The sequence below is a fragment of the Gemmatimonadetes bacterium SCN 70-22 genome (assembly GCA_001724275.1).
In the GTDB taxonomy this organism is placed as follows: domain Bacteria; phylum Gemmatimonadota; class Gemmatimonadetes; order Gemmatimonadales; family Gemmatimonadaceae; genus SCN-70-22.
In genome coordinates this window covers 16,285-42,506 of the sequence record MEDZ01000010.1, presented here as the reverse complement: position 1 = coordinate 42,506, position 26,222 = coordinate 16,285, and the positions used below count along the sequence as shown (strand labels likewise).

Here is a 26,222-nt window from a genome sequence, read left to right as displayed (position 1 = left end):
CAACAGGCCCTCGGGGTGCCTAACGACATCCGGTGAGCGGGAGCTCGAAGAGGTGGCGTGGCGGGAGCGGCTCGTCGGTGAGCGAGCAGCGGATGTGGTCCACCACCAGTGGCTGTTCCACGCGCACGGCCAGCAGCTCGCGCCGTTGCTGCGCGGTGAGGGTGCGGAAGAACGAGAGGGTGACGTGCGGGGTGAAGGCGAACCGCGCGGGCTGGAAGGCCAGGCCGCTCGCCGAAATACGATCGTGCAGCTCGCGCAGGGGGCCGTGGTGGTCCACGGGGAGGACGATGATGTCGGTCTGCATGAAGCGGATCGGCGCCTTGAACTCGAGCTCCATCGGGGCCGTCTCGCCGGCGACGCGTTCCATCACCTCGCGGAGCCGCTCGCGAGGGGTCGACGGCTCGATGGGGCCCACCCCCGACGATCCGGCCAGGGTGAGGTGGGGGGGGAGATAGTTGGCGAGCTTGGGGTCGTACCGCTGCTGGAGGGCGTGGATACGATCGCCGGCCACTCCGCGGGCATCGACCACGACGAAGATACCGGGGCCTCGTCGCCACTTGTCGGAGAGTTCTGCGTCGATCGAGGAGGACACGCGGGGCAATCGGGGAGTCAGGTTCGGGCGCTACCCCACGAATGATATCGCCCGTGCGCACCCGGTACAGCGAACCGTCGCTCCCGACGTCACCTCCCGCGCGCGTCAGCGCCGCGCCACACGTACGCGCTCCAGGCCGGCCGACCAGCCGACGTGGGGGGGCGCGAGCAACCAGTCGAGCGCCCGCAACACGTAGCCCGACCCCAGCAAGGTGGATTTGAGCGAGTGTCCCGAGAACGGAACGACCCAGCGTCGCGCCATCACGCCGCCAGCCGCAAGCAGCGCAGGATCGGCGTCCGCCAGCTTGTCACGCTCCCCCCGCACGATCGCCACCCGCGCGCGCGAGCGGAGCAGCGCCACCTGCTCCGCCACCGAGAAGCTCCCCGGGCCCGAGGGCTCCGAGGTCATGAGGAGGTCGGACGCCGAGATCTCGAGATGGCTGCGGTTCCCCGGTGACATCGCCAGCACGCCGACCAATCCGTCCAGCGGGAGGTGCGCCGCGGTCCAGAGCGCCAACTCGCTCCCGATCGAGTGGCCGGCCAGCACGAGAGGGATGGCCGGCGCACCGGCCGTCCCCGCACCACCTTCCCGTGCCAGCTCCCGTCGCGCCGCCGCGATGTACCGCGCCAGCCGAACCGCGGCGACCGAATCGCGCACCGTCGGCTCGTCGGGGAGCGATGCGAGGAAGTGCCGGATGTCGAACCCCGCCACGGCATACTGCTCGCGACTGAGCGACCAGGCCAACTGCTGGTGTGGGCCCCAGAATCCCACGTCGTTGCCGAAGAAGAAGACGATCGCACGCGGTGGCCGAGTGCTGTCGGCCGCCGGATAGAGTCTCGCGGGCGCGTCGCGCAGCGCCGCATCGTGAGGGGCGAGGCCGGGGTGTGGAGCCCCGCACCCCGCGAGGGACGCCAGCGCCATCGCACCGATCCACGCGATCGCGCCGACCGTCGCCAACGGGCGCGGCCGAGACAGCAGGAGGTTCGCTTCAGGAGGTGGTCGCAACGGCTACACACGGTGCCTGGTACGCCATGCAAGTTGTGGGCGGCAGGCTGTCGCGCCCGTTAATGCGGGAGCCGACCCCGATGCCGATGCGAAGCTGCAGCCCTGGGGGCATCTTCCCTTCCCTCGCCCCCGCACTCGCCCGTATTCACCGTCTGGTAGCGCGCTCGACCACCGACCGCCTCCAGCGTGACCCATCGACCAATGTCCCTCACCGCCGCTCGCGACCGCCTTCTCGCCCTCCCCCATCTGGCCCTGGGGGCACTACCTACCCCCGTGGACGAGGCTCCGCGACTGCGTGATGCGATCGGGATGGGCGCGCGCCTCGTCATCAAGCGCGACGACGCCCTCCCCTTCGGCTTTGGTGGCAACAAGGTCCGCAAGCTGGGCCTCGTCGCCGCCCGGGCCCAGCGCGATGGTGTCGACACCCTCATCACCTGCGGCGGCGTGCAGTCCAATCACTGCCGCGCCACGGCGGCCACCGCCGCCAGGCTCGGGATGGCGTGCCACATCGTCGCCAACGGTACCCCACCCGACCGCCTCACGGGGAACGCCCTCCTCGACGCCCTCCTCGGCGCGCACGTCCACTACGTCGCGCAGCGCACCGATCGCAATCCCGCCATGGACGCGCTGGCCGGGCGGCTGCGCGCCGAGGGGCGCACGCCGCTCGTCATCCCGTTAGGCGCCTCGACCCCGCTCGGGGGGCTGGGGCTCGCCCTCGGCATCGGGGAAGTCGTGCGCCAGGGCATCGTCCCCGACTACATCATCCACGCCACCTCGTCGGGGGGGACGCAGGCGGGGCTCATCGCCGGGTGTGCCCTGTTCGAGGTGCCGACGCGGATCATCGGGATCAGCGCCGACGACACGGTGGATGAGATCCGGCACGTCGTCACCTCCATCTGCCACGGCATGGAAGGGCTGCTCGAGCTCCCGGCGGGCGCGCTCGGCGCCGAGTCGCGCTTCGAGGCCGACGACGCGTTCATCGGCGAGGGATACGGGATCCCGACCGAAGCGTCGCGCGAGGCGCAGGCGCTCGCCGCCCGCACCGAGGCGATCTTCCTGGACCACTGGTACACGGCCAAGGCGATGGCCGGCCTCATCGCCTACGCGCGCGCCGGTCGCTTCAAGGATGGGCAGACCGTGATGTTCTGGCACACGGGGGGGCAGGTGGGGCTCTTTGCTTAGGGGCAGAAGACGAGAAGACGAGAAGACGAGAAGACGAGAAGACGAGAAGACGAGAAGACGAGAGCGCCCGGCGCACGCCTGGCGTGCGTGGGGCGCTTCCCGTCTGCCGTGACGCGGGTGCTTGCTTCCTCTCCTACCTTCGTGGGCCGGGGTTGGCGGCGCGGAACCTGGATTCGGGGGCGATGTCGAGCTTCAGCTCGGCGGGGGCTCCCTTGGCGTCGAGGATGAAGCTCACGGTCGCCTTGGTCGGGACCGGCGCCGCCATCGAGGCGCGGAAGGTGTCGTAGTGCCAGTGCTCCATGGCGCCGCCCACGCGCCCGAACTGGAAGCTCAGCGCGCCATCCTTCTCGGTGATGACGATGTCACCGTAGAGCGAGTCGGTGTAGGTTCCCGCGTACTTCGCGAGCTCGAGTGACGGCCTTGTTCCCGGGACGCGTGCCTTCCGCTGCGCCTCCTCGGCGGCCCGGGCGGCCTCGCGCATCGGTTGCACGATCTTCAGGTACTCGGCATTCCAGTCGCGCGGCGTGTCGCGCGTGAACAGGTCGAAGACGCGGGGGAAGATCGACAGCGGCGCCGGCGAGCCGTTCATGTTCGTGAGGACCACGACGCCCAGGTTCTCGTCGGGGAGCATGGCCACCATGGCCGACATCCCGTCGATGTTGCCGCCGTGGTGCACCGCCAGCCGCCCGTCGAAGTCCTGGAGGAACCACCCCATCCCGTACGACGACAGCCTGGCCCCCGGGGCGAGGTAGCTGGCGGTGGGTCCCTGCAGGCGGATGTGGATGTTGGGGAGCCACATCTCGCCGTGGTTGCGGGCGGAGATGAGCTGCTTCCCGGCGTACTTCCCGCGCCCCAGCTGCAACCGCAGCCACTGCGCCATGTCGCGCACGTTGGAGTTGATCGACCCTGCCGGGGCGATGTTGTCGATGTCCTTCCAGGGGAGGGTGACGACCGTGTCGTTGACCTCGGCGTGCGGCGTCGCCACGTTCGCGGCCCCGGCCAGCGCGCGGATCGAGGTGGACGACGACGTCATTCCCAGCGGGGCGAAGATCCTCGTCTGCACCAGGGCGTCCCACGAGGCCCCGCCGGCCGCGGCCGCCGCCTCGCCGGCCGCCAGGTACATCAGGTTCTGGTAGCCGAATTGCGCCCGGAATCCCCAGCTGGGCTCGAGGTAGCGCACGCGCCGCAGGATCTCGTCGCGGGGGAAGCCGCTGATGTACCAGGCGAAGTCGCCGCGCGCGAGGCCGCTCCGATGCGACAGGGCGTCGCGGATGGTGAGGTCGCGCGATGCGTACCGGTCGTACAGCTGCAACCCGGGGAGGTAGGCCGTCACCCTCTCGTCCCACTTCATCTTCCCGTCGTCCACCGCCATGGCCACCAGCGCCGCCGTGAAGGCCTTGGACGAGGAGCCGATGGCGAAGAGGGTGTTCTGGTCGACCGGCTCCGCCCTGCCCACGGTGCGGGTCCCGTACCCCTTGGCGTAGATCACGGAATCGTCCTTCACGATCGCCAGGGCGAGCCCCGGGACCTTCCACTCCCTCATCGTCGCGGCCACGTAGGCGTCGAGCTGCGACAGCCGAGCGGCATTGCCCTTGGCCTGCTGGGCATGGGCGGGGAGCGCAAGGGCGGGGAGCGCGAGGGTGAGGGCGAGGGCCGCCGCCCCGGCGGCGCCGAACCGTGCACGGCGGGGGAAGGGACGAGTCGAATGCGGCATGATGGGCATGCTCCGGGGGGTCGGGGCGCGGCGCGTGAACGTCGCGTCGCGCCCCGCGGGTGGAGGGGGGGAATGCCTAACGCTTTCCCGGCCCGTACAGCACGTGGCCGGCGCGCGCCGTGGTGTGCGTCCCGCGGTCGATCGTCACCTGGCCGTTGACCAGGACGTACTCGATCCCCGTGGGATAGGCGATCGGGTCGTCGTAGGTGGCCCGATCGTCGAGCGTCTCGAGGTTGAAGATCGTGACGTCGGCCCAGTTCCCCTCCTTGATGGAACCGCGGGCGGCCAGGCGCATCCGCGTGGCCGGCCACGACGTCTGCTTGCGAACGGCTTCCTCGAGCGACAGGACCTTGCGGTCGCGCGCGTAGCGCGAGAGGACGCGCACCGCGTTGCCGTACATGCGCGGGTGCGGCAGTCCCGTCTGGTCCACGCTCCCAGCGGCGAGCTGGGCCCCCGCGTCGCTCCCGATGCTCGTCCACGGGAAGCGGAGCGCGGTCTCGATGTCCTGCTCGCTCATCATGTGGTAGATCGCCATGACGCGCCCGTTCCCCTGGGCCACCAGGTCCCACGCCGCGTCGGCCGGTTCCTTCCCCATCTCCCGCGCGATCTGGGTGAGCGTCTTCCGCTCGTACTTCGCGTTGGCCGGGTTCCGCGCGTTCACCAGCACCACGCCATCCCAGCCGCCGGCCGCCTCCACGATGTTCCACCATCCGGGGGATCCGGTCTGCAGCTCGCGCTTGAGGCGCTCGCGGATCGCGGGGTCGGCGAGGCGCTTGAGCAGCGAATCGCGTCCGCCGTCGGCGGCCCACGACGGGATCGTGGCCTCGAGCCCCGTGCCACCGGCCGTGTAGACATACAAATCGGCGGCAACATCCACGTTGCGCGCGCGGGCGGCCTCCACCACCTGGCGCACGCTGTCCATCAGCACCCCCCACCCGGGGCGATACGCCACCTTGAGGTGGAAGACCTCGCCGGGGAGCCCCCCTTCCTCGGCGATGCGCACCAGCTCGCGCACCGACTGCACCACTTCCGCGCCCTCACCGCGGATATGGCTCGCGTAGACGCCGCCGTACTTCGCCGCGACCTTCGCCAGCTCGACCAGTTCCTCGGTGGTGCTGTAGGAACTGGGTGGGTAGATGAGCGCCGTGGTCATCCCCATCGCCCCGGCGCGCATCGCCGTGTCCATGCTGGCGCGCATCCGGTCCAACTCGGCGGGGGTGGGGGCGCGGTTGAAGGCGCCGATCACCGCCGAGCGGGCCTGGGTCGCGCTGTAGTAGCTCCCGAAGTTGATGCTGATCCCCTGTCGTTCGAGGGTGGCGAAGTACTCCGGGATGCGCGACGCGCCGACGGGGAATCCGCCCTCGCCGCCGATCGCCGTCGTCACCCCCATGCGCAGCTTGTTCTCGGCCAGCCCGTTGCGCGGGAGGACCCCGCCCGACTGGTCCATCATGTCGATCCACCCTGGGGAGACGTAGAGCCCGCGGGCGTCGATCTCGCGCACGCCTTGTCCGTCGATCTTCCCGATGCGGGCGAACTTGCCGTCGCGGATACCGACGTCGGCCAGGATCCACGGGTTCCCCATCCCGTCGAGGACGCGCCCGTTGCGGATGACCACGTCGTACTCGGCGCCCCCCAGGCGGACGCGGCCGTCAGGCGCATCGCGCGAGGCCTGGGCGACCACCGCGGGGGACGGGGCGGGGGCCGGGCTCGCGCCGCGGCAGCCCCCGGCGGCGAGGGCGAGGGCGAGCGAGAGGGGAGGGGCGATGCGTCCGGGGCGTGCCGTGACGCGGCGAGTCGGGAGGTGCGCGGTGGTGGGCATGCGATAATTGTATACAAATCCGTCCACGCCCGGCAACCGCCGGCGTCCGGTCACCACTGCCCGCGTTCACCCACGCTGGTGATCACGTTCCCCAGCCGTTCGGCGGCGTTGCGCCAGTTGGTCTGGACCGCGTGCTGCGCGACGTCCGCGTTGCCGCCCTTGATGGCGCGGATGATCGCCGCGTGCTCGCCGACCGATGGGGAGAGGTCGCGCGCGAGGAGACTCACGTAGATGCGCTCGTAGCGCTCGGCCTGCGGCTTGACCGCCTCGTACAGGGCGAGGAGGCGCGGCCCGGCGGCCGCCTCCACGTACGTGCGGTGGAAGCGTTCGTCCAGCTCCCACAGCCGGTTGTGGTTGTGCTGCTTCGCCTCCGCCGCCTTGCGGAACTGCTCGTTGATGGCGGTGAGCTCGGCGACCAGCTTCTCGCGATCGGCCACCGGGCGCTGGGCCGCGATGCGGGCGGCCAGCCCTTCCACCTCGGCGACGATGGAGAAGAGCTCGCGCTCGTCCTCGCGCGTGAGGGGGGCGACGGTGGGGCGCGACTGCTGCAACGCGGGCGAGTCGACGATGTACCCCTCCTGCTGCAGGCGCTGGAGTGCGCCGCGGACGGGCGTGCGGCTCACCCCCAGCCGCTGCGCCACGTCGGTCTCGACGATACGGGTCCCCGGCGCCAGCTGGCCACGGACGATGAGCTCACGGAGCTTGCGGTAGACGATCTCGGGGCGTGCGGCGCGCGAGGGCGCGCCAGTCTTCGCTACTCGCTTCACGATTCCTCCCGTCGGGGAAAACTTGCCCTTCCCACTTCCCGAAAATTGTATACAATTCCGTGCTGTGCAACCGCTCGTCCCGCATCGCGACGAGTCCCGAACCTGGGCGGTTCCCACGACTTCACGCTCCGCCGCGCCTCCGCATGATCGATCCGCTCGAGAACATCAGCATTCGCGACCTCCGTACCCTCGAGGAATATGTCGAGTGCTGCGAGATTCAGGAGGAGACCTGGGGGCGCGGATTCTCGGAGCGCGTCCCGGCGGCCATCCTGCGCGTCTCGCAGAAGGTGGGGGGAGTCACGGCCGGCGCCTTCGACGGCAACGGGCGCATGGTCGGCTTCGTCTTCGGCCTCACGGGGCTCAGGAACGGGAAGCCGGCGCACTGGTCGGACATGCTCGCCGTCCGCGTCGAGGCGCGCGGGCGCCACATCGGCGATCGGCTCAAGCACTACCAGCGGCAGCAGGTGCAGGCGCTCGGCGTGGAGGTCATGCTCTGGACCGCCGACCCGCTGGTCGCCCGCAACGCGCACTTCAACATCAACCGCCTCGGCGCCCGCCCGGTGGAGTACGTGGACAACATGTACGGCATCACCGGGAGCACGCTCCACGGCGCGCTCCCCACCGACCGGCTGGTCTACGGGTGGCAGCTGTCGGCAGACTCCCGCCCCGCCCCCGGGGCCGATGTCGAGCGCCCGGGGGACTCCGCGCTCCCCATGGCGAACCCGCTCGCCCCCGACGGCCTCCCTTCCTTCGCGCACACCGGGAGCGCGGACGGCGCCCGCGTCCAGGTGCCGCACGACCACGGCGAGGTGCAGGACCAGTCCGACGACGCGGCCCTCCGCTGGCGCCTGAGCGTGCGCGAGTCCTTCCACACGCTGCTGACGCGCGGCCTCGCCGTCACGCGCTTCGTCCGCCCCACGGGCGGTGCGTCGCCGTACTACGTGTTCACGCGCCAGGCCTGATCCCCGCGCCATCCTCTCCCGTCTCCCGTCTTCCGTCTCGACTCCATGCTCCGCCTCACCGGCATCACCCTCCGCGAGATCCGCCTCCCGCTTCGCGAACCCTTCCAGATCTCGTCGGGGACGATGAGCGAGCGGCGCATCCTCCTCCTCGAGCTGCGCGACGCCGACGGCGCCACCGCCTGGAGCGAGTGCGTGGCCGACGACACACCAAACTACACCTCCGAGACGACCGACACCGCCTGGCTGGCGATCACCAAGTGGGTCGCCCCCCGCGTCCTCTTCCGCGAGTTCGGCGGGCCGGGCGCGGTGCACGCCGCGCTGGAGCAGGACTTCCGCGGGCACAACATGGCCAAGGGCGCGGTCGAGATGGGGATGTGGGGGGTGGAGGCGGAGCGCCTCGGGATCCCCCTCGCCACGCTCATCGGCGGGACGCGCCCGGAGATCCCGGTCGGCATATCGTTAGGTATCCAGCCCTCGCCCGCGCACCTGGTCGAGAAGGCGCGGGCCGCCCTCGCCGAGGGGTACCGCAAGATCAAGATCAAGATCAAGCCCGGCAAGGACGTGGACTACGTGCGGGCCGTGCGCGAGGCCTTCCCCGACGCCCCGCTGATGGCCGACGCCAACAACGCATACACGCTCGACGACATCGAGACGTTCGTGGCCATGGACGACCTCGACCTCATGATGTTCGAGCAGCCGCTCGACTGGGAGGACCTCGTCCGCCACGCAGAGCTGCAGCGGCGGCTCCGCACGCCGGTCTGCCTCGACGAGTCCATCACCACGCTCGCGCGCGCGCAGGACATGGTCACCCTGGGCTCGGGGCGGATCATCAACATCAAGCCGGGGCGCGTCGGCGGCTTCTCGTCGTCGATCGCCATCCACGACTTCTGCGAGGCGAACGGGATCCCGGTCTGGTGCGGGGGGATGCTCGAGAGCGGGATCGGGCGCGCGTACAACGTCGCCCTCGCCTCGCTCCCCAACTTCCAGAAGCCGGGGGACGTGAGCCCCAGCGCGCGCTACTGGGCGCGCGACGTGGTCACCCCCGAGTGGACGATGACCGCCGACGGGACGGTCCAGGTCCCGCTCGGGCGCCCGGGGCTCGGCGTCACGGTCGACACCGACCGCATCGACGACCTCACGGTGCGGCTGGAGCGGCTGGGTGAATAGCGCGCCGGGGGACGGCGCCCCGGCGGCGGGCCAGTCGGGCACCGGGCATATCGACGTCCCCGCCGCCGCCCTCGCACGCTTCACGGACGACGAGGTCGCGCGCCTCCTCGTCCTCCGCCGCGAGCTGCACCGCCACCCCGAGCTGTCGTGGCAGGAGCAGGCCACCGCCGACCGCCTGGCGGCGGCCGTTGAAACGTTAGGCGGCGAGGTGGCGCGGGTGGCGGGCACCGGGGTGGTGGCCCGCTTCCGCGGGCGCGACCCGAAGGGCCCCGTGGTCGCCGTCCGCGGCGACATCGACGCCCTCCCCATCCAGGAGGAGACGGGACTCGCCTACGCCTCGACCGTTCCCGGGGTGATGCACGCCTGCGGGCACGACGTGCACGCCACCTGGGCCATCGGGGCCGCGATGGACCTCGTCCGTCGCCCCGCGCGGGGCGACGTGCTCGTGGTGTTGCAGCCGGCGGAGGAGGTGGGGGCGGGCGCCCCCGCCATCCTCGCCAGCGGCGCCCTCGACGGCGTGGCGGCCATCTTCGGCGGCCACGTGGACCGGCGCTTCGCCGTCGGCCAGGTCGTCGCCGAGCCCGGCCCCCTCGCCGCCTCGGCCGACACCTTCACCATCACCCTCACCGGGCGCGGGGCCCATGGGGCACGGCCGCACGAGTCGGCCGACCCGGTGGTGGCGGCCGCTGCCGTCATCACCGCCCTCCAGACCATCGTCGCGCGCCGCCTCGACCCCGCCTTCCCCGCGGTCTGCACCGTCGGGAGCGTGCACGCCGGCGTGGCGCCCAACGTGATCCCCGAGACGGCGACGCTCACCGGGACGCTGCGGGCGATGGATCCCGCCACCCGCCGACGCCTGGGCGAGGAGCTCACGCGCCTCGCCACCGCGATCGCGGCCGCGCACGGGGTACGCGCCGACGTCGCGGTGGAGCTGGGGACCCCGCCCATCGTGAATCCGGAGCGCGAGGCCGCCTGGGCGCGCCGGGCGGCAACCGCTGTGTTGGGCGAGGGGGCGGTCGTCCCCTTCGGGATCACGAACATGGGGGGCGAGGACTTCGCCTTCTACATGGAACGCATCCCGGGGTGCTTCATGCGGATCGGGGCGCGCGAGGCGGGAGGCGAGGCGGTGGCGGCGCACTCGCCGCGCTTCCATGCCGCCGACGGGGCCATCCTCGTCGGAGCCTCCGTCCTGGCGGAGTGCGCGCGAGTGGCGAGCGAGGAACTGGCGAGCGGCCGCTAGCGGCGCCCCGCGCCCCCTGGCGCCGCGCCTAACGCTGCCAAGGCCCGAGGTCCCGCGCGATGGCCTGCAGCATCGCGGGGGGGAGGGTCAGCGCCACCCGCCGGTTCCGGTCGGCGTCGACGATCTCCATCTGGTAGGTGGCGCCGGCGTTCGCGAAGTCGGCAGGGTGGAAGACGTAGATGCCGGCGTTGGGCACCGCCTTCCGGTCGCGCCGGTATGCATCGGGATTCCCCACCGCATGGATGCGCTGGCTCTCCAGCGGGACGAGCGGCGTCCCATCCCGCGTGAGGCGCATCGAGAAGAAGTCGCCCTTCCTCGCGTCGAGCGGCTTGTCGGGGCGGGCGGGGAAGGCCGCGGCGGCAGGCGAGATGTCGAAGACGACCACCGCGCGGCGTTCATCGCGATAGTCGCGCGAGGCACGCCACTCGAGGAGTGGATCGGGGATGGACGGCGTCTTGCCCGTGGGAATGGCGAACGGGTTGTTCTCCTCGGGTGACGGGGCCGACTTGGCCAGGCGCCACGCCAGCACCGGCGGGGTCATCGCCAGGACGTCGAACCCCCCCTGCGCCACGCGATACGGCTGCAGGTCGAGCGCGCGCCCCTCGGCGGCGGCCAGGTCGGACTCGCTGAAAGGGCGCAGCGGGTAGGCGCGATACACCGTGTCGTTGGGGGCGAGGCGTGCAGCTGCCGGCGCCGCGGCGGCCACCAGGGCCCGGATGGCCGACGCCGGCACCACCCCTTGCCGACCGCGCACGCGGGCGACGACTCCCGCCACCCCCCCGGTCCGGGCGTTGAACAGCGGCGCTCCCGTGGTCGAGGACGGGAGCGTCCCCGACGTCGCCAGCGTCCCGCCACCCACGCGCGACACCACCGCCGCATGCGGCGTGACCACGGTTCGGCGTGCGACGGGAAGGACGACGAGCGAGTCGCCCGTTGCCACCGTCGTCACCGCCGTGTCGCCCCGCCCCACGTCGAGGGGGCGGCACCGCCGGCAGTGGTCGCGAGGCATGAGGAGCGCGGCAACGCCGGCGGCGCTGTCCACCCGCACGACCGTCGCCCGCACCGTGTGATCGGCGTCCACGAACAGATCCACCCGCTGGTCGCGCGGAATCAACGCAGCGGCCGTGATCAGGAGCCCCGTGGAGTCGGCCAGGAAGGCGCTCCCCTGTCCCGCGCTCGACGTGAGGGCGAGCACCCCTCGCCGCGCCTGCGCCACACGCGCCGCCGCGACCGCACTGTCGCCTGCCCCGGCGACCGCCGCCAGCGAGTCGCTGGCGGAATCCTGCGCGGCAGCCGCGAGGGAGTCGGCGGTCAGCTGCGCCTGCGAGGTGGTGCTGGGGGCCGCGTCGCCGCCTCGCGTCGCCAGCCACCCGATGGCGACGATGCCCAGCACCGCGGCGGCGGCGATGGGGACGACGCGACGACGCGCCCCGGAACCGGCCGCCGGCGCCGGGGCCAATGCGCCGGGTGGCGCGGTCTCGTGCGCCGCCTCGTGCGCGGCCTCGTAGAAGGCGTGCGGAGCGGCGGGCGTGGCTATTCGGGCCGGGGGGAGGTCCACGCCTGTTCCCTTCCCTTCGTCAGCTGCATCGCGCGACGCCGGCTCCCGCTCCCCCTCGACCGTCCCCCCTCCGGCACTGCGCGGTGACTCGGCGGAGGGCGTCGGCGGGCGCACCATCGGACGCGATTCGCTGGGGGGGGTCACCACCCCGGTCGAGGCACGAGGGACGGTCGGTGTCGGCGTCGCCCCATCGATGCTGCGCATGGCCCGTACCGGCGTCGCGGCGTCGATCACCATCCCGCCGCGGCTCGGTGTCGCCATGCGCTGAGACAGGAGGACGAGGTATTCCTGCTCCTCCTCGGTCAACGGGAGCGAGGCAATCGCCCCATCCAGCTCGGCCGCGAACTCCAGCGCGTCGGCGTGGCGCTGGGCCGGGTCGGAGTTCAGCGCCTTGTCGAACGCCGCCTGCAGCGCCGCTGGCCACGGGATCTCGGGATGCGCCTCGGCCAAGGTGCGCGGCTGGCTCGTGAAGCGCGCCACCAGGGCGTCGTTCCCCGACTTGAAGGCGCCCTGGCCGGTGAGAAGGCGGAAGGCGATGAGCGCCAGGGCATACAGGTCGGATCGCTCGTCCAGCTGGTCACCCGTCAGCTGCTCCGGGCTCATGTAGTCCGGCGTCCCGACGATCATCCCCGTGGAGGTGAACTGCTGCGTCCCACGGTTCATCGCCCGCGCGATCCCGAAGTCGACCAGCTTCACGATGTCGGTCCCCGCACGCGACCGGGCGATCATGATGTTGTCGGGCTTCAGGTCGCGATGGAGGATCCCCATCGCGTGCGCGGCCACCAGCGCTTCCGCGGTCTGGCGCACGATCTCCGCCGAGCGAACGGTGTGCAGGCGCTCTTCACGGTCCAGGATCGACGAGAGCGGCTCGCCCGGGACGAACTCCATGGCGAGGTAGATCATCCCGTCGGAGGTCTCGCCGAAGTCATAGACCTGGGCGACGTTCGGATGCGAGATCTGCGACGCGTTCTCGGCTTCGCGATGGAAGCGCGACACCGCCACCGGATCGCCCACCATCCACGTGCGCATCAGCTTGATGGCGACCTTGCGCTTGATGCGGATGTGCTCGGCCAGGTAGACCTCGCCCATCCCCCCCTCGCCCAGCCGCTCCTGCACCAGGTAGCGGTCGGCGATGACCGTTCCGAGGAGGGCGTTGGTGCCCCCGGCCGCGATCAGCGCGGCCCCGTCGACCGTGCAGAAGCGGTCGTCGGCGCCGTACGTCTTGCCGCACTGGGGGCAGGTGCGTTCCAAACTCAGAAGACGAGAAGACGAGAAGACGAGAGGGCCCCCGGGGGGCGCGGGGCTCCGCGAGGCGCCTCCCGGGAATATCCGAACCCGATTACGGGATTCCAACCAACATACTACAACACGGACCGACTCGCCGGGGACGGACGACGCTCAATCTGCCGCCGGAACCGCGGTGCGCCAGACTGGGGGAGCGGGCGTCAGCGCCCGGTCGGCGAGGGCGGATGGACGAGGCTGAGCAGGACGGGGGGAGGGCGTGGACCAACCGTGGTGCCCCCGACCAGTAGCTCGTCGCCCCCGCCCCTATCGCACCGATCCGTCCCACCCGGGGCCGCGCAGGGCCCGACCCGGCTTGGCGTTGGTGTGGCGTCCATCCCGCAGCACACGGACGCCGTTCACCCAGACCTGCTCCACCCCCCGGCTCAACTGATGCGGCTTCTCCGCCGTCGCGAGGTCGATGATCGTCGCCGGGTCGAAGACGATGACGTCGGCATACATCCCCCGGTGCAGCGAGCCCCGGTCGCGGAGCGCCAGGCGCGAGGCGACGGCGGACGACATGCGGCGCACGGCGTCCTCCAGCGTCAGGAGCTTCTGCTCGCGCACGTAGCGCCCGAGGATGCGTGGGTAGCTCCCGTAGGCGCGAGGGTGGACGATCCCGGTGGCGCTGTCCGGATCCACGCCGCCGGCATCGGTCCCGATCGAGACCCACGGCGACTTGAGCTGCATGCGCACGTTCTCCTCGGACATCGTGAAGTTGATCTTCGAGAGATCGTGCCCCTCGGCGAGGATCAGGTCGATGATGGCCTCGGCCCACGGCCGGTTCATCGCGGCGGCGATGTCGCCCAGGAACTTCCCCTCGTACGGCCGGTGCTCCGGCTTCTCGAAGCCGGCGATCATGTACGCCGACGGCCCCTCGAGCTGGCAGAGCGGCGCGCCATTCATGTCCGTCATCTCGCGCACGATGCGCGCGCGCGTGTCTGCATTTCGCAGGTTGTCGAACAACTTCCCCTCGGCAGCGGCCCAGTCGGGGAAGCACTCGCCCAGGTTGTTTCCCGAGAAGGGATACGGGTACATCGTCGCCGCCACGTCGAGGCCCGCGCCACGCGCCGAGTCGATCCTCGCGACCATCCCCGGGGCCTTGCCCCAGTTGCGACGGTTGGACGCCTTGAGGTGATAGATGTCGACGCGCACCCCTCCCTCGCGCCCGATGCGGAAGGCCTCGTCCATCGCCTCGTAGAGCGAGTCGTCCTCCGAGCGCATGTGGGTGATGTATCCCCCCTGGAAGGGGGCCATGGCCTTCGCCATCTCGACCAGCTCCCCGGTGCCGGCGTACGAGCCCGGCGGGTAGATGAGGGCGGTGGAGATCCCGAAGGCGCCGTCGCGCATGGCGTTGGCGACCACGGCGCGCATGGTGTCGACCTGCGTCGCGTCGGGCGTGCCCGGCGACTGCCCCATCACGTAGGCGCGCACGGTCGTGGCGCCCAGGTACGACCCGGCGTTGACGGAGATCCCGTTGCGCTCCATGGCCGAGAGCCAGGCCCCGAAGCCGTGCGTCCCCCGGAAGGCGCGCTGCAGCTCGGCGCGGCGGGGGGCCATCCGGTCGATCTCCTCGAGCGCCTCCACCTTGTCGTTGGAGGGGGCCGGCGTGGTCGCCTCGCCCAGGATCTCGCTGGTGACCCCTTGCGTGACCTTGGAGACGACGCGCCCGTCGCGCCACAGGAAGGGGTCCCACGAGTGCGACTGGATGTCGATGAATCCCGGCGCCACGACGCGGTGGCTGGCGTCGACGCGCTCCCTCGCCGAGGCGTGGCGCAACCCCCCGGCGATGGTGATGGCGGCGATGCGGTCGCCCGTGATGGCGAGGTCGCCGGCAAACCAGGGATTGCCGGAGCCGTCGACGATGCGCCCGTTCTCGATGATGACGTCGTAGGGGCCGCGGTCGGGGGTGAGGGCAAGGGACGGCGCCCGGCCGCACGCCATGACTGCGACAGCCAGTACGGCGATCCAGCGGGTGCCGCTCATCGTCCCTCCAGCGTGGCGGACACCCTCGCGACGTGCCCCGCCCCGCGCTCGATGGCCGCCGACAGGCGCGTGACCTCCCGCGCGGCCTCGTCCCACGACTCCTGCTCCACCGCCTCGCGCACCCCGGGGAGCGTCTTGACGCCGTAGCCCGTGTAGTAGCCCGGCGCGTACAGCAGGTGCTTGTACCAGGGGCGGCGCGGGAGGCCGGCGTCGTCGGCGAACATGCGCTCGGCATCCTTCAGCATCGCGTTGGCCCGCGCCATCGCCGAAGGTGATGCTCCGCCACGCAGCGCTGCGCCTAACGCCGCCTCGTACCTGGCCGCCGCCCGGGTGAGCGAGTCGACCGCGTTGTCGAGCGGGGCGAAGTTCAGGTGCGGCGGGAGCGACTTCGCCGACGGGAGCGCGAGGGGCGCCTTGGGGTCGTTCGTCGCCGCGAAGACACCGTCCTGCAGCTGGCGATTGTGCTCGGCGGCGCGGGCCGCCAGGTCGTCGCGCACGCCCTTGATCTCGGTCACGTAGCCGCGGAGCGTCTCGGCCAGGTTGTTGAAGCCGTACGGGAGCACGTCGGCGCTGGCCAGGCGCATCACCGCCGTCCCCACCGTCTGTGCCAGGGCGCGCCCATAGAGGTAATTGCCGTCGCTGAAGCGCTCGTACCACTGCCACGTGTCGTAGATGGAGTGGTAGATCCCGCCCCCATCCTCGCCGCCATAGCCCAGGTTGAGCGAGGCGATCCCCAGGTGCTGGATGAACGGGGTGAAGTCGGAACCCGAGCCCAACGCCTCGATGCGGAGATCGGCGCGCTCGCGCGCCTCGCGCCGTTCGGTGGCGCTCCCGTTCCGGACGAGCGCGGCCTGCGAGCGCTTCCAGACCGAGAGCCCGGTCTCCGGATCCTCGATGTCCTTCGTCACCTCATTGATGAACGACTCCAGCGAGTGCGAGCCGCCGGCGCCGAAGTAGCCACGCCCGTTGCCGTCGGTGTTGATGTACGCCACCGCCTTCTCCCTGAGCTCGGGGCCATGGTCCTCGGCCCACTCCGTCGAGCCCAGCAGCGCCGGCTCCTCGGCGTCCCATCCCGCGTAGACGATGGTGCGCCTGGGGCGCCACCCCTGCTTGTACAGCTCGCCCATGGCGCGTGCCTCCTCCAGCACGCTGATCATCCCGGCAATGGGGTCCTCGGCGCCGTTCACCCACCCGTCGTAGTGGTTCCCGCGCACCACCCACTCGTCGGGGGTCGTGCTCCCCCGGAGCGTGGCGACCACGTCATAGGCCGGGGTGAGCTTCCAGTCGTTCTGCACCACCAGGCGCACCCTGGCGGCGCTGGGGCCCAGCTTGTAGGTGAGGGGGAGCGCCCCGCGCCACGACGGGGGGGCCACCGGGCCGGCGAGGGCGGCCAGGAGTGGCTGCGCGTCCTCGTAGGAGATGGGGAGGACCGGGATCTTCATGATCGTCGCCGCGTCCTTGCGGTCGATGCGCGGCGCCCCGGGGGTGGCGCCGTGCCCCACGGTGAGCGGGTCGCCAGGCGCAACCGGCATGTCCAGGACGGAGCCGCGCTGCACGCCATCGCGCGGGCGCCACGCTCCCTTGGGATACACATCGCCCTGCGCGTAGCCGTCGTCGCGCGGGTCCGAGTAGATGAGGCACCCCACGGCGCCGTGCTCGAAGGCGACCTTCGGCTTGATCCCCCGCCATGAGCCGCCGTAGCGGGCGATCACGATCGCCCCCTTGACCGAGATCCCGTGCTTCTCGAGCTCCTCGTAGTCGGCCGGCACGCCGTAGTTGACGTAGACGAGCGGTGCGGTCACGTCGCCGTCACCGGAATAGGCGTTGTAGGTCGGGAGCTGCTCCGACGTGTACGCCGTCGAGGGGTCGTCTTTCAGTGCCGGTTCGGCGAGCCGGGCGACGTAGCGGTTGGGGCCGAGGAGCTCGAGGCGCCGCACCTTGGGCGTGGGGAAGAGGACGTCGTAGCGCTCGAGCTTCGCGTCCCACCCCCAGCTGGCGAAGAGCTCGCGCAGGTAGTCGGCATTCTCCTTCTGGTACGCCGACCCCACGTGGTGCGGGCGGGCGGAGAGCCGGCGCATGTAGGCGCGGAGGCGAGCGGTGTCGGGGAGGGCGCGGAACTTCGCCTCCCACTCCCGCTGGGTGCGGGCCGACTCGGGGGTGAAGCCGCGCAGCGCCCCTCCGTCCTGCGGCTGGGCCAGGGGGGAGAGGGCGAGGAGGGTGGCCGGGAGGAGGGTGCGGCGGACGCCGGGAAGCATGTGGAGCCTCGTGAGTTACGCCCCGCTCTCCCGGAGTGGAGGGGCAGGGACGGATCGCGAATCGGGCGGAGGATATCCGGGTTTATCGGGAGATGCGGAACTGGCAACCGAACTTGCCGGTGGTGCATTTCTTCGTCCAGAGGGGTACGATGACTGCTGCCTGCCAGCCATCACCCCCAGGATGCTGCGCACCCGCCACGGCGGGGGAGGTTCTCGTGAGGTACCACCGTCCGATCCACACCGTCTCGCGCCGGTCATCGGTTGCCGTCGCGGCGCTGTTCACGTGTTTCACGGCGAGCGCCGATGCGCAGGAAGGGGCGATCGGGACGGGGGGGGTGAAGGGGACGGTCCGGGACTCGTCAGGCACGCCCATCGAAGGGGCGCAGGTCTCCGTGGCCGGTTCGCCGATGCGCGGCGAGAGCGGGGCGGGAGGGGAGTTCGTCCTCACCAAGGCCAACGCCGGACAGCTGAAGATCCACGTCCGGCGCATCGGCTTTCGCCCCGACTCGGTGACGGTGAACGTCCTGGCCGGGGAGAGCGTCCCGGCGGAGATCCGGCTGCGGCGTTTGGCGGTGGAGCTGACCCCCGTGGTGGTCCTCGGGCGCAAGGAGCTCACCGGGCGCATGGCGGGCTTCTACCAGCGCATGTCGCGCGGCGGCGGGACCTTCATCACGCACGAGCAGGTGGAGAAACGCAACCCGATGAACATGACGGACCTGTTCCGCATGGTGCCGGGGGCGCGGGTGGAGACGCGCGGCTTCAACACGGCGGTGCGGTTCCGCGGGTCGCGGTGCGCGCCGCTCACCTGGCTGGACGGCTCGCCGCTGTACGCCGGAGAATTCGACCTCGACGCGGTGGACCCGCGCTCGTTCGAGGGGATCGAGATCTACAACGGGGCAGCAGGCGTCCCGGCCGAGTTCCAGGGGAACCGCAACCTCAGCAGCGCGTGCGGGACCATCATCCTCTGGTCGCGGCAGGGCGAGCTGCGCCCCAAGAAGCGGAAGAAGGGAGAGCCTTCGCCCGCGGCGCAGATCGCCCAGCTGGTGCAGCAGTTCTCGGTGTTCACGGCCGACCAGGTGGACCAGCAGGCGCGCGTGGACTCGTCGCAGCTGTCACGCCCCGTGTATCCCGACTCGCTGTACCAGAACCTGGTCCCGGGGCGGGTGCTGGCCGAGTTCGTAGTGGACGCGCAGGGCGACGTGAACCTGGACACGTTCAACGTGGTGACGGCGAGTCATCCGGCCTTCGCGGACGCGGTGCGCGCGTCGCTGCGCACGCAGCAGTTCGTCCCGGCGATGCGGAAGGGGATCACGGTGCAGCAGGTGGTGCAGCTGCCGTTCACGTTCGTGCCGGATTCGAGCGCGAGGCGGCACTAGGCACGTCGGGCGGAGCGGGGGCTCACCCCCCCTGCGCCGCCTCCTCGTCCTTCATCCACTGCGGGATCGCCACCGCCATCCCCATGGCGTGGTACCCCTTGTCGACGTAGATCGTCGCCCCGGTGATGGCGCTCGCCAGTGGCGAGGCCAGGAAGGCCGCCGTGTGCCCCACCTCCATCGCGCTGAGGTCGTCGGTGAGCGGGGCGTTGAGGCGGTAGTAGCTCACCATCTTCTCCACGATCCCGATCGCGCTGGCGGCACGCGAGGCGAGCGGGCCGGCCGAGATGGTGTTGACCCGCACCCCCCAGCGACGCCCGGCCTCGAACGACAGCTGCCGCGTGTCGGCCTCCAGCGCCGCCTTGGCGGTCGACATCCCGCCGCCGTAGCCGCGCACCACCCGCTCCGACGCCAGGTACGAGAGCGACAGGAACGACCCGCCCGGCGCCATGAGCGGGGCGAGCGACCGCACCATCGACGTGAGGGAGTAGGCGCTGACGCCGATGGCGGTCAGGTAGCCATTGCGCGAGGTGTCGACCAGCGCCTTCCTGACCTCGGGGCCGTTGGCCAGCGAATGGACGACGATGTCGATCCCCCCCTGCCCGAAGTCGGCGGCGACGGAGGCAGCCATCCCGGTGATCGTGAAGTCGCCGACCTCCTTGTAGCGCTTGCTCGTCCGGATGTCCTCGGGGACGTCGTCGAGCGTGTCGTACGCGGCGTCGAGCGGATAGATGCGCTCGAACTGCAGCAGCTCGCCGTTGGAGAGCCGGCGGGAGTCGTCGATCTTGCCGCGGTCCAGGAGGTTGCGGAAGATGTTGAGCGCGGGGGGCCAGGTGGCCACGCACACCGAGGCGCCAGCTTCGGCCATGGCCTTGGCGATGGCGAACCCAAAGCCGTTGTCGTCGGCGACGCCAGCCACGAGGGCGCGCTTGCCGGTGAGGTCGATGGAGAGCATGCAGGGTATATCGCCTTGTCCGGGGGGGTGTCGCAAGACGTCGCACGAACCCCCGCTCCCCAACCGGCGTGCGCGTACGGGGGGCGGGAACACGCCCCTTCTCCGGCATTCGATGCGGCGCTAAGGTGAGGGACCTCCCGTCGTCCACATGACCACACCCGCCAGGATCGCCACCCCCACTCCGCTCTCGCTCACGGCGCTCTACGAGGCCCCCCCCTCGGCGGAGCCGACGTCGGACGAGGACGTGGTCCACTTCATCGCGGTGACGGCGCGCGCCCAGGCGGCGGTGGACGAGATCCCCGCCCGCACCGAGGAGACGCTCGAGTTCCTGGCGGGCCGGTTCGGCTTCACCGCCGACTGCACGGCGACGGCGACGTCGATCTTCATGACGCTGTCCAAGGGGGCTCGCAGCTGGACGGAGGTGATCCGCGTCCGCGCCTCGTCGCCCGACTACACGCGGGCCGTGGCGCTGCACCGCGTCCTCGAGCGTGTAGTGGGGGGCGAGATCTCGCCCCGCGACGCCGCCGAGCGCCTGACGACGCTCCTGGCATGGCGCGCCAAGCCATCGGTCCTCCTCGACGTCGGGGCGGGGGCGCTCCTGACGGCATCGGCGGCGCTCCTCCTTCGGGCCGACCGCACCGAGTTGGGGCTCGTGGCCCTGCTCGGCGCCATGGTGGGGATCGTGTTGCACCTGGTGGGGGGGCGGCAGGGGCTGGCCCCCCTGGCCACGGTGATGCTGGCGGCGTTGGCCTCGGCGGCGGCGTTCGGGTTCCACCGGCTCGGGATCGGGATCGTGCGCCCCGTCCCGGTCATCGTGGCCTCGGTCGTGATCCTCCTCCCCGGGTGGCGGCTGACGGTGTCGATGAGCGAGCTGGCGGAGGGGCACTGGACGGCGGGGTCGGGGCGATTCCTGTCGGCGGTCGTCACCTTGCTGCTGTTGGTGGTTGGGGTCGTGGTGGGGGTGGAGGCGGTGGACATGTCGCGGGACGTGCGCCTGGTGCTCCCCTCGGCGGGGAGCATCCCGGCGTGGATCCGCGTCCTGTCGCCGCTGGCGGCCGGGCTCGCGCTGGCGCACCTGTTCGACGCCAGGCGCAAGGACACGGTCTGGATCATCCTCATCTGCATCCTCACGTCATTCGCGTCGTACGTGAGCGGGAACGCCTTCGGGACCACCGCCGGCGCCTTCGTCGGCGCCTTCACGGCGACGGCGCTCGGGACGCTGCTGGCCCGCCGGCTGCGCCTCCCGTACGTGGTGTTGCAGCAGCCGGCCACGGTGCTCCTGGTCCCGGGGACGATCGGCTTCCTGAGCTTCGGGTCGCTCCTCGACCAGAACGTGAACGGGGCCATCCAGACCGGATTCCAGATGCTGCTGGTGGCGCTGTCGCTGGCCATCGGGGCCCTGCTGGCGCGGGTGCTGTTGCGCCCGGTGATGTCGCGCGAGTACGAGCGCTGATGCGCGGCGACGGCGAGGTGGCCCTCACCCCCGATGGCGGCGAGCGCGAGGCCGGCGAGGTGGACGCGGGCGGCTTCCCTGCCCTGCCCCGGGTCGAGCCCCGGCCGCCCCTCCTCGCCACCGCGCAGCGCACGCGCACCTTCGCCCGCGGGTTGTGGCGCATCGCGGCGGCCGACGTCACCTGCGACAACCGGGTGCAACTCCTCCGCGATGGCCCGGCGACCTTCGACGCGATGCACGCCCTCATCGACGAGGCGCGCGAGCGGCTCGACTTCGAGGGGTACATCTTCCGCGACGACGAGGTGGGGGAACGGTTCCGCGAGGCGCTGATCCAGGCGGCGATGCGCGGGGTGCAGGTGCGGCTCCTGGTGGACTGGGTGGGGCGGATGGGGACGCCGTACCGGTTCTTTCGCGTGATGGAGCGGGCCGGGGTCAAGGTGAAGATCTTCAACCCGCCGGGTTTTCATCGTTGGGGCGGGCTCCTCCCGCGCGACCATCGCAAGCTGGTGGCGGCCGACAAGCTGGCGGGGATCACGGGGGGGATCGGCGTGGGGAAGGAGTGGAAGCACGGCGTGCTCCGGCGCCGCCGGTCGCCGTGGCGCGACACGGCGGTCCGCATCGCCGGCCCGGCCGCCGCCGACATGCACGAGTCGTTCGACCGCATGTGGACGGTGGCCCACGAGGGGCGCGCAAAGGAGATCCGCCTCGTGCGCCGCCCCAGCGCCTCGCACCTCGACCCATCGGTCGACCCGCCGTCGCTGGTGGGGATCGTCGAGGGCGTGCCCGGGCGCATGCGCGCCTCGCGCGCGCTGCAGATGCAGTCGCTGAGCGCCGAGCGGTCCATCTGGATCGCCAGCGCCTACTTCGCTCCCTCGTTAGGGCTGGTGGAGGCGCTGGCCGGGGCGGCGCGCGACGGGGTCGACGTACGCGTCCTCGTCCCCAGCCGCTTCGACCACCCGTGGCTCCGCACGCTGATCGCCCCGTTCTACCAGCGGCTCCTGAAGCACGGAGTGCGGGTGTGGGAGTGGCGGGGCGAGATGATGCACGCCAAGACGAGCGTGGTCGACGGACGCTGGGTGCGCGTGGGATCGACCGACATCAACCTCCTGGGGGTCGCGCTGAACTACGAGCTCGACGCGATCATCGAGGACATGGCGATCGGGGCCGAGGCCGAGCAGATGTTCCTGGAGGACCTGGAGCGGTCGCGGGAGCTCAGGTGGTGGAGGAGCGCGCCGGGCTAGGGGAAGAGAAGGGGCCCGGCCACCCGGCCGGGCCCCCTCCCGTCTCCCCTCTCCCGTCGCCCGTCTAGCCGATCAAGACACCACGTTCGGCTTGTTCGGCTTGATCTCCTCCGTCGACGGCTTGAGCTCCTCCAGCCCCGCCGCGCGCAGGATCGCGTTCAGCTTCGGCAGGTTCGTGTCCATCGACGACTTGATCGCCTTGAGCTGCTTGTCGAGCTCCACCTTCAACTCCTCGAAGACGGCGTAGGCCTGCTTGGTGGGGCGATACTCGCCCTGCCCCACGTAGGTCGCCACGCCGGCAATCTCGTTGTTGAGCTTGATGGGGAAGTTGAGCGGATCCTGGTTGGACTCGTTCCGCGTCTGGTACACCTCCTGCTCGCCCGAGGTCAGCTCCTTCATCATCCCGTCGGCAATGGTCCTGAACTCGCCGACCTTGTCCCCCGGGAGCTTGCCGGTCCGGTCGTTCACGTTCCAGCGCATGTTGCGCACCATGCGCACGGCATTGTTGGCCTCCGTGGTCTTGTCGCGGATGGCGATGAGGAGGCGGAACTGCTCCTGCAGGTCGGCGTCGGTCGCGGTGCCGCGCGGGTCCTTCTTGACCAGGAAGCGCTGCGACTGGCTCTCGCCGTTCACCGTCAGCTTCACGGCGTAGGTCCCCGGCGGGGCGACGGGGCCGGTGGTGCTGGCGGCCCACATGATGAGGTTGTCGAACGAGACCGCGTCGGGGTAGCGCAGGTTCCACGAGAACGTGTTGAGCCCCGCGCGGTTGGGGACGCGGGGGCGCGCGCCGCGGCCGAAGCCGCCGGCGCCTCCCGGCGCGCCCGGGGCGCGCACGAGGCGCGTGGCGCTGTCGCGCGGCACGCCGGCGCGCACCAGCGAATCGAGGCGCGCGGCCCGCAGTTGCTCCTGGCGGACGCTGTCGGCGGCCGCGTCGGGGTCCAGCTCGCTGGTGAACGACTGGATCACCTCGCCCTTCGCGTCCATGAAGTCGAGCGTCACCTTCTGGTTGGGCGACTTGAGCGTGTAGTAGACGATGGCCCCCGAGGGCGGGTTGGCCCCGACCTGCGAGGCGCCGCCACGCCCGCCCCCCCCGAAGCCGCCGCTCCACTGCGTGCGGTAGGCGTCGGCCGGCTTGAACAGGTGCGCCCCCTTGTCGGCGAGGGCCGGCTGGTACTGCCGGAGCGCCGAGATGTCGTCCATGACCCAGAACGACCGCCCGTGCGTCGCCAGGATCACGTCGTTGTCCTTGACGGCGATGTCGTGCACGGGGACGAGCGGGAGGTTCTTCTGCAGCCACTGCCAGTCCTGCCCGTCATCGAACGAGACGTACACGCCGCGCTCGGTCCCCGCGAACAGGAGGCCACGACGCACGGGATCCTCGCGGATGGTGCGGGCGAAGTGATCGGGCTTGATCCCGTTGACGATCTTCACCCACGTCTTGCCGTAGTCCGTGGTCTTGTAGAAGATCGGCTGCTTGTCGCCCAGCGCGTAGCGGTTGGCCGCCACGTACGCCGTCCCCGCCGCGTAGCGCGACGGTTCGATGATGCTGATGCGGGTGAAGTCGCCGATGTCCTTCGGCGTCACGTTCTCCCACTTCACCCCGTTGTTGTGCGAGATCCAGATGTAGCCGTCGTCGGTCCCCGCCCAGAGAAGCCCCGGCGTGACCGGCGACTCGTCGAAGGCGAAGATCAGCCCGTACGTCTCGACGCCGGTCTGGTCCCTGGTGATCGGGCCGCCCGAGGGGCCCATGGTCTTCGGGTCGCGCCGCGCCAGCTCGGGCGAGACGGCGGTCCAGCTCTCCCCCTCGTTGGTGGAACGGAAGAGCTGCGAACCGGCGGCGTAGAGGACGTTCGGGTTGTGCCGCGAGAAGACGATGGGGAAGGTCCACTGGAAGCGGACCTTGATGTCCTCGGACGAGTGCCCCATCGGGTTGCGCGGATACACGGTCACGTCGCGCGTGAAGCCGGTCTCGCGATCCTTGCGATCGAGGTTGCCGCCATAGCAGCCGGCGAACGTCACGTTGGGCTTGAGCGGGTGCGCCGCGATGTACCCCGACTCGCAGCCGCCCGCGTCGTACCAGTCGGAGATCTCGATGGTCCCCTGCTTGCGCGACGGGCCGCAGAGCGTGGAGTTGTCCTGCTGCGCCCCGCAGATCTTGTACGGCCACTCGTTGGTGGTCGAGACATGGTAGAACTGCGCCGTCGGGAACTCCTGGTCGGTCCACGTGCGTCCCGCGGTGAACGACACATTCGCCCCGCCGTCGTTTCCCTGCACCATCCGCTGGTTGTCGTTCGGGGCGATCCACAGGTCGTGGTTGTCGCCGTGCGGCGGGTTGATCGACGCCGGGAACGTCTTCCCGCCGTCATTCGACCGGAAGAAGCCGACGTTGAGCCCGTAGACGATGTTGGTGTCCTTGGTGTCGGCGTAGATCTGCGAGTAGTACCAGGCGCGCTGGCGCAGCTTCCGCTCGCGGTTGATGTACTGCCAAGTGGCCCCGGCGTCGCTCGACCGGTACACGCCCCCCGAGTCGTGCTCGATGAGCGCCCAGACCAGCCGCGGGTTCACCGGCGACACGGCCAGCCCGACCTTCCCGATGACCCCCTGCGGAAGTCCCTTGGACTCCTTCACGAGGTTGTGCCACGAGGCGCCGCCGTCGGTGGTCTTGTAGATCCCCGAGTGCACGCCCCCCGACGACATCCCCCACGGCGCACGCCACGCCTGCCACATGGCGACGTAGAGCACCTCGGGGTTGGTCACGTCCATGGCGATGTCGATCACCCCCGCCGAGTCGTTGACGAAGAGGATCTTGCTGAAGGTCTTCCCGCCGTCGGTGGTCTTGTAGATGCCGCGGTTCGGGGTCGCCTTGAAGACATCGCCGAAGACGCCGATGTAGGCGACGTCGGGGTTGGTCGGGTGAATGCGGATGGTGGAGATGTACTCGTCGCGGAAGCCGAGCATCTGCCACGTGCGTCCGCCGTTGGTCGTCTTCCAGAGGCCGTCGCCGTGGGAGGTGTTGCCGCGAATGTCGGTCTCGCCCCCTCCCACCCAGACGACGTCGGGATCCTGGTGGTCGACGGCGATGGCGCCGATCGTCCCGCCGAAGTAGCGGTCGGTGACCGGCTGCCAGTTCATCCCGCCATCGGTGGTCTTGTAGACGCCACCGCCGGTGGTCCCCATCCAGTATTCCAGCGGGCGCTGCGCCGAGCCGGCCACGGCCACCGAGCGCCCGCCGCGCGCCGGTCCCACCTCACGCCAGCGAAGCGCGTTGAAGAGCGACGAGTCGACCGTCATCGCCGGGAGCGGTGGAAGCGGGGCCTGGGCGCGAACGCCGGCGGGGCGCGCCTGGGCGCCGCCCGCGAGGGGCGTCAGCGTCGAGGCAAGGAGGGCAGCCGCGAGGGAGGCGCGAGCGACGTCGCGCCATCGCGAAGTGCCGGACCTGCGAACGTGAGAATACATGCGAAGGTGGGGGTTGGGGTGGGGGGGTGAGTCGAGGGAGATGCCTTGGGGGCCTTCTAGACTACGCAGGGATGCGGAGAGACGTTCTCCCCCGGGGGTGGCGACGGTCGAGGGATGAGCGCGCGCTGACGTGGCACCCGGCGGGAGCCGGGATGCCGGTCAGCGCGAATCTGGATCAGGACCTCGGCGATTGGGCGGCTTCGCGCGTTCGCGGCT

At 71.0% G+C, this 26,222-nt stretch carries 16 protein-coding genes and 1 pseudogene; 7 read left to right on the top strand and 10 right to left on the bottom strand.

The genetic code is table 11. The features are described from left to right. Positions 1-19 precede the first annotated feature (19 nt). On the bottom strand, positions 20-592 hold the full coding sequence (locus ABS52_07190; protein ID ODT03866.1) for a hypothetical protein: 573 nt from the start codon (positions 590-592) through the stop codon (positions 20-22). A gap of 105 nt (positions 593-697) precedes the next feature. Next, positions 698-1,549, bottom strand: coding sequence for a hypothetical protein (locus ABS52_07185; GenBank protein ODT03865.1), 852 nt, complete (start codon positions 1,547-1,549; stop codon positions 698-700). A 249-nt stretch (positions 1,550-1,798) separates the two neighbouring features. Here ABS52_07185 and ABS52_07180 point away from each other — a divergent pair, with 249 nt between their 5' ends. Then, on the top strand, positions 1,799-2,779 hold the full coding sequence (locus tag ABS52_07180) for a hypothetical protein (protein ODT03864.1): 981 nt from the start codon (positions 1,799-1,801) through the stop codon (positions 2,777-2,779). A gap of 133 nt (positions 2,780-2,912) precedes the next feature. On the opposite strand, the pseudogene ABS52_07175 reads toward ABS52_07180, so the two are convergent. From ABS52_07175 to ABS52_07165, 3 genes and pseudogenes are all read right to left on the bottom strand, one after another. Continuing rightward, a pseudogene (locus ABS52_07175) lies at positions 2,913-4,430 on the bottom strand (hypothetical protein). Positions 4,431-4,569: 139 nt separating this feature from the next. Then, positions 4,570-6,174, bottom strand: a complete 1,605-nt coding sequence (locus ABS52_07170; protein ODT03935.1) for a D-aminoacylase — start codon at positions 6,172-6,174, stop codon at positions 4,570-4,572. Positions 6,175-6,362: 188 nt separating this feature from the next. Continuing rightward, entirely contained in the window at positions 6,363-7,082 is a 720-nt protein-coding gene (locus tag ABS52_07165; GenBank protein ODT03934.1) for a hypothetical protein, read from the bottom strand. Positions 7,083-7,222: 140 nt separating this feature from the next. Between ABS52_07165 and ABS52_07160 the strand changes: the two genes are divergently transcribed. The 3 genes from ABS52_07160 to ABS52_07150 are packed head-to-tail and all read left to right on the top strand — an operon-like array spanning position 7,223 to position 10,448. Beyond that, a complete protein-coding gene (locus tag ABS52_07160) occupies positions 7,223-8,041 on the top strand; it encodes a hypothetical protein (GenBank protein ID ODT03863.1) in 819 nt (272 codons plus the stop codon). Between the two features lie 45 nt (positions 8,042-8,086). Beyond that, on the top strand, positions 8,087-9,208 hold the full coding sequence (locus tag ABS52_07155) for an o-succinylbenzoate synthase (protein ID ODT03862.1): 1,122 nt from the start codon (positions 8,087-8,089) through the stop codon (positions 9,206-9,208). 49 nt (positions 9,209-9,257) lie between these two features. Further along, entirely contained in the window at positions 9,258-10,448 is a 1,191-nt protein-coding gene (locus tag ABS52_07150) for a hypothetical protein (GenBank protein ODT03933.1), read from the top strand. Positions 10,449-10,476: 28 nt separating this feature from the next. On the opposite strand, the gene ABS52_07145 is transcribed toward ABS52_07150, so the two are convergent. From ABS52_07145 to ABS52_07135, 3 genes are all read right to left on the bottom strand, one after another. Next, the gene (locus ABS52_07145) at positions 10,477-13,257 is read right to left on the bottom strand and encodes a hypothetical protein (protein ID ODT03861.1); all 2,781 of its coding nucleotides are present in this window, start codon (positions 13,255-13,257) and stop codon (positions 10,477-10,479) included. A gap of 297 nt (positions 13,258-13,554) precedes the next feature. Further along, positions 13,555-15,231 carry a dihydroorotase gene (locus ABS52_07140; protein ODT03860.1) on the bottom strand — a complete coding sequence of 559 codons (1,677 nt, stop codon included), beginning with the start codon at positions 15,229-15,231 and terminating at the stop codon, positions 13,555-13,557. A 38-nt stretch (positions 15,232-15,269) separates the two neighbouring features. After that, on the bottom strand, positions 15,270-17,528 hold the full coding sequence (locus tag ABS52_07135) for a folate hydrolase (protein ODT03859.1): 2,259 nt from the start codon (positions 17,526-17,528) through the stop codon (positions 15,270-15,272). Between the two features lie 215 nt (positions 17,529-17,743). On the opposite strand from ABS52_07135, the gene ABS52_07130 reads away from it, so the two are divergent. After that, the gene (locus ABS52_07130) at positions 17,744-18,904 is read left to right on the top strand and encodes a hypothetical protein (protein ODT03858.1); all 1,161 of its coding nucleotides are present in this window, start codon (positions 17,744-17,746) and stop codon (positions 18,902-18,904) included. A gap of 22 nt (positions 18,905-18,926) precedes the next feature. Here ABS52_07130 and ABS52_07125 read toward each other — a convergent pair whose 3' ends face one another. Continuing rightward, complete coding sequence (locus ABS52_07125; protein ODT03857.1) at positions 18,927-19,856, bottom strand: enoyl-[acyl-carrier-protein] reductase; 930 nt, start codon at positions 19,854-19,856, stop codon at positions 18,927-18,929. Between the two features lie 148 nt (positions 19,857-20,004). On the opposite strand from ABS52_07125, the gene ABS52_07120 reads away from it, so the two are divergent. Next, entirely contained in the window at positions 20,005-21,309 is a 1,305-nt protein-coding gene (locus ABS52_07120) for a hypothetical protein (GenBank protein ID ODT03856.1), read from the top strand. Next, positions 21,309-22,550, top strand: coding sequence for a hypothetical protein (locus ABS52_07115; protein ODT03855.1), 1,242 nt, complete (start codon positions 21,309-21,311; stop codon positions 22,548-22,550). Before ABS52_07120 ends, ABS52_07115 begins: the two co-directional genes overlap by 1 nt. 72 nt (positions 22,551-22,622) lie before the next feature. Here the strand turns inward: ABS52_07115 and ABS52_07110 are convergent, their stop codons facing one another. Beyond that, a complete protein-coding gene (locus tag ABS52_07110; protein ID ODT03854.1) occupies positions 22,623-25,841 on the bottom strand; it encodes a hypothetical protein in 3,219 nt (1,072 codons plus the stop codon). Between the last annotated feature and the right edge of the window lie 381 nt (positions 25,842-26,222).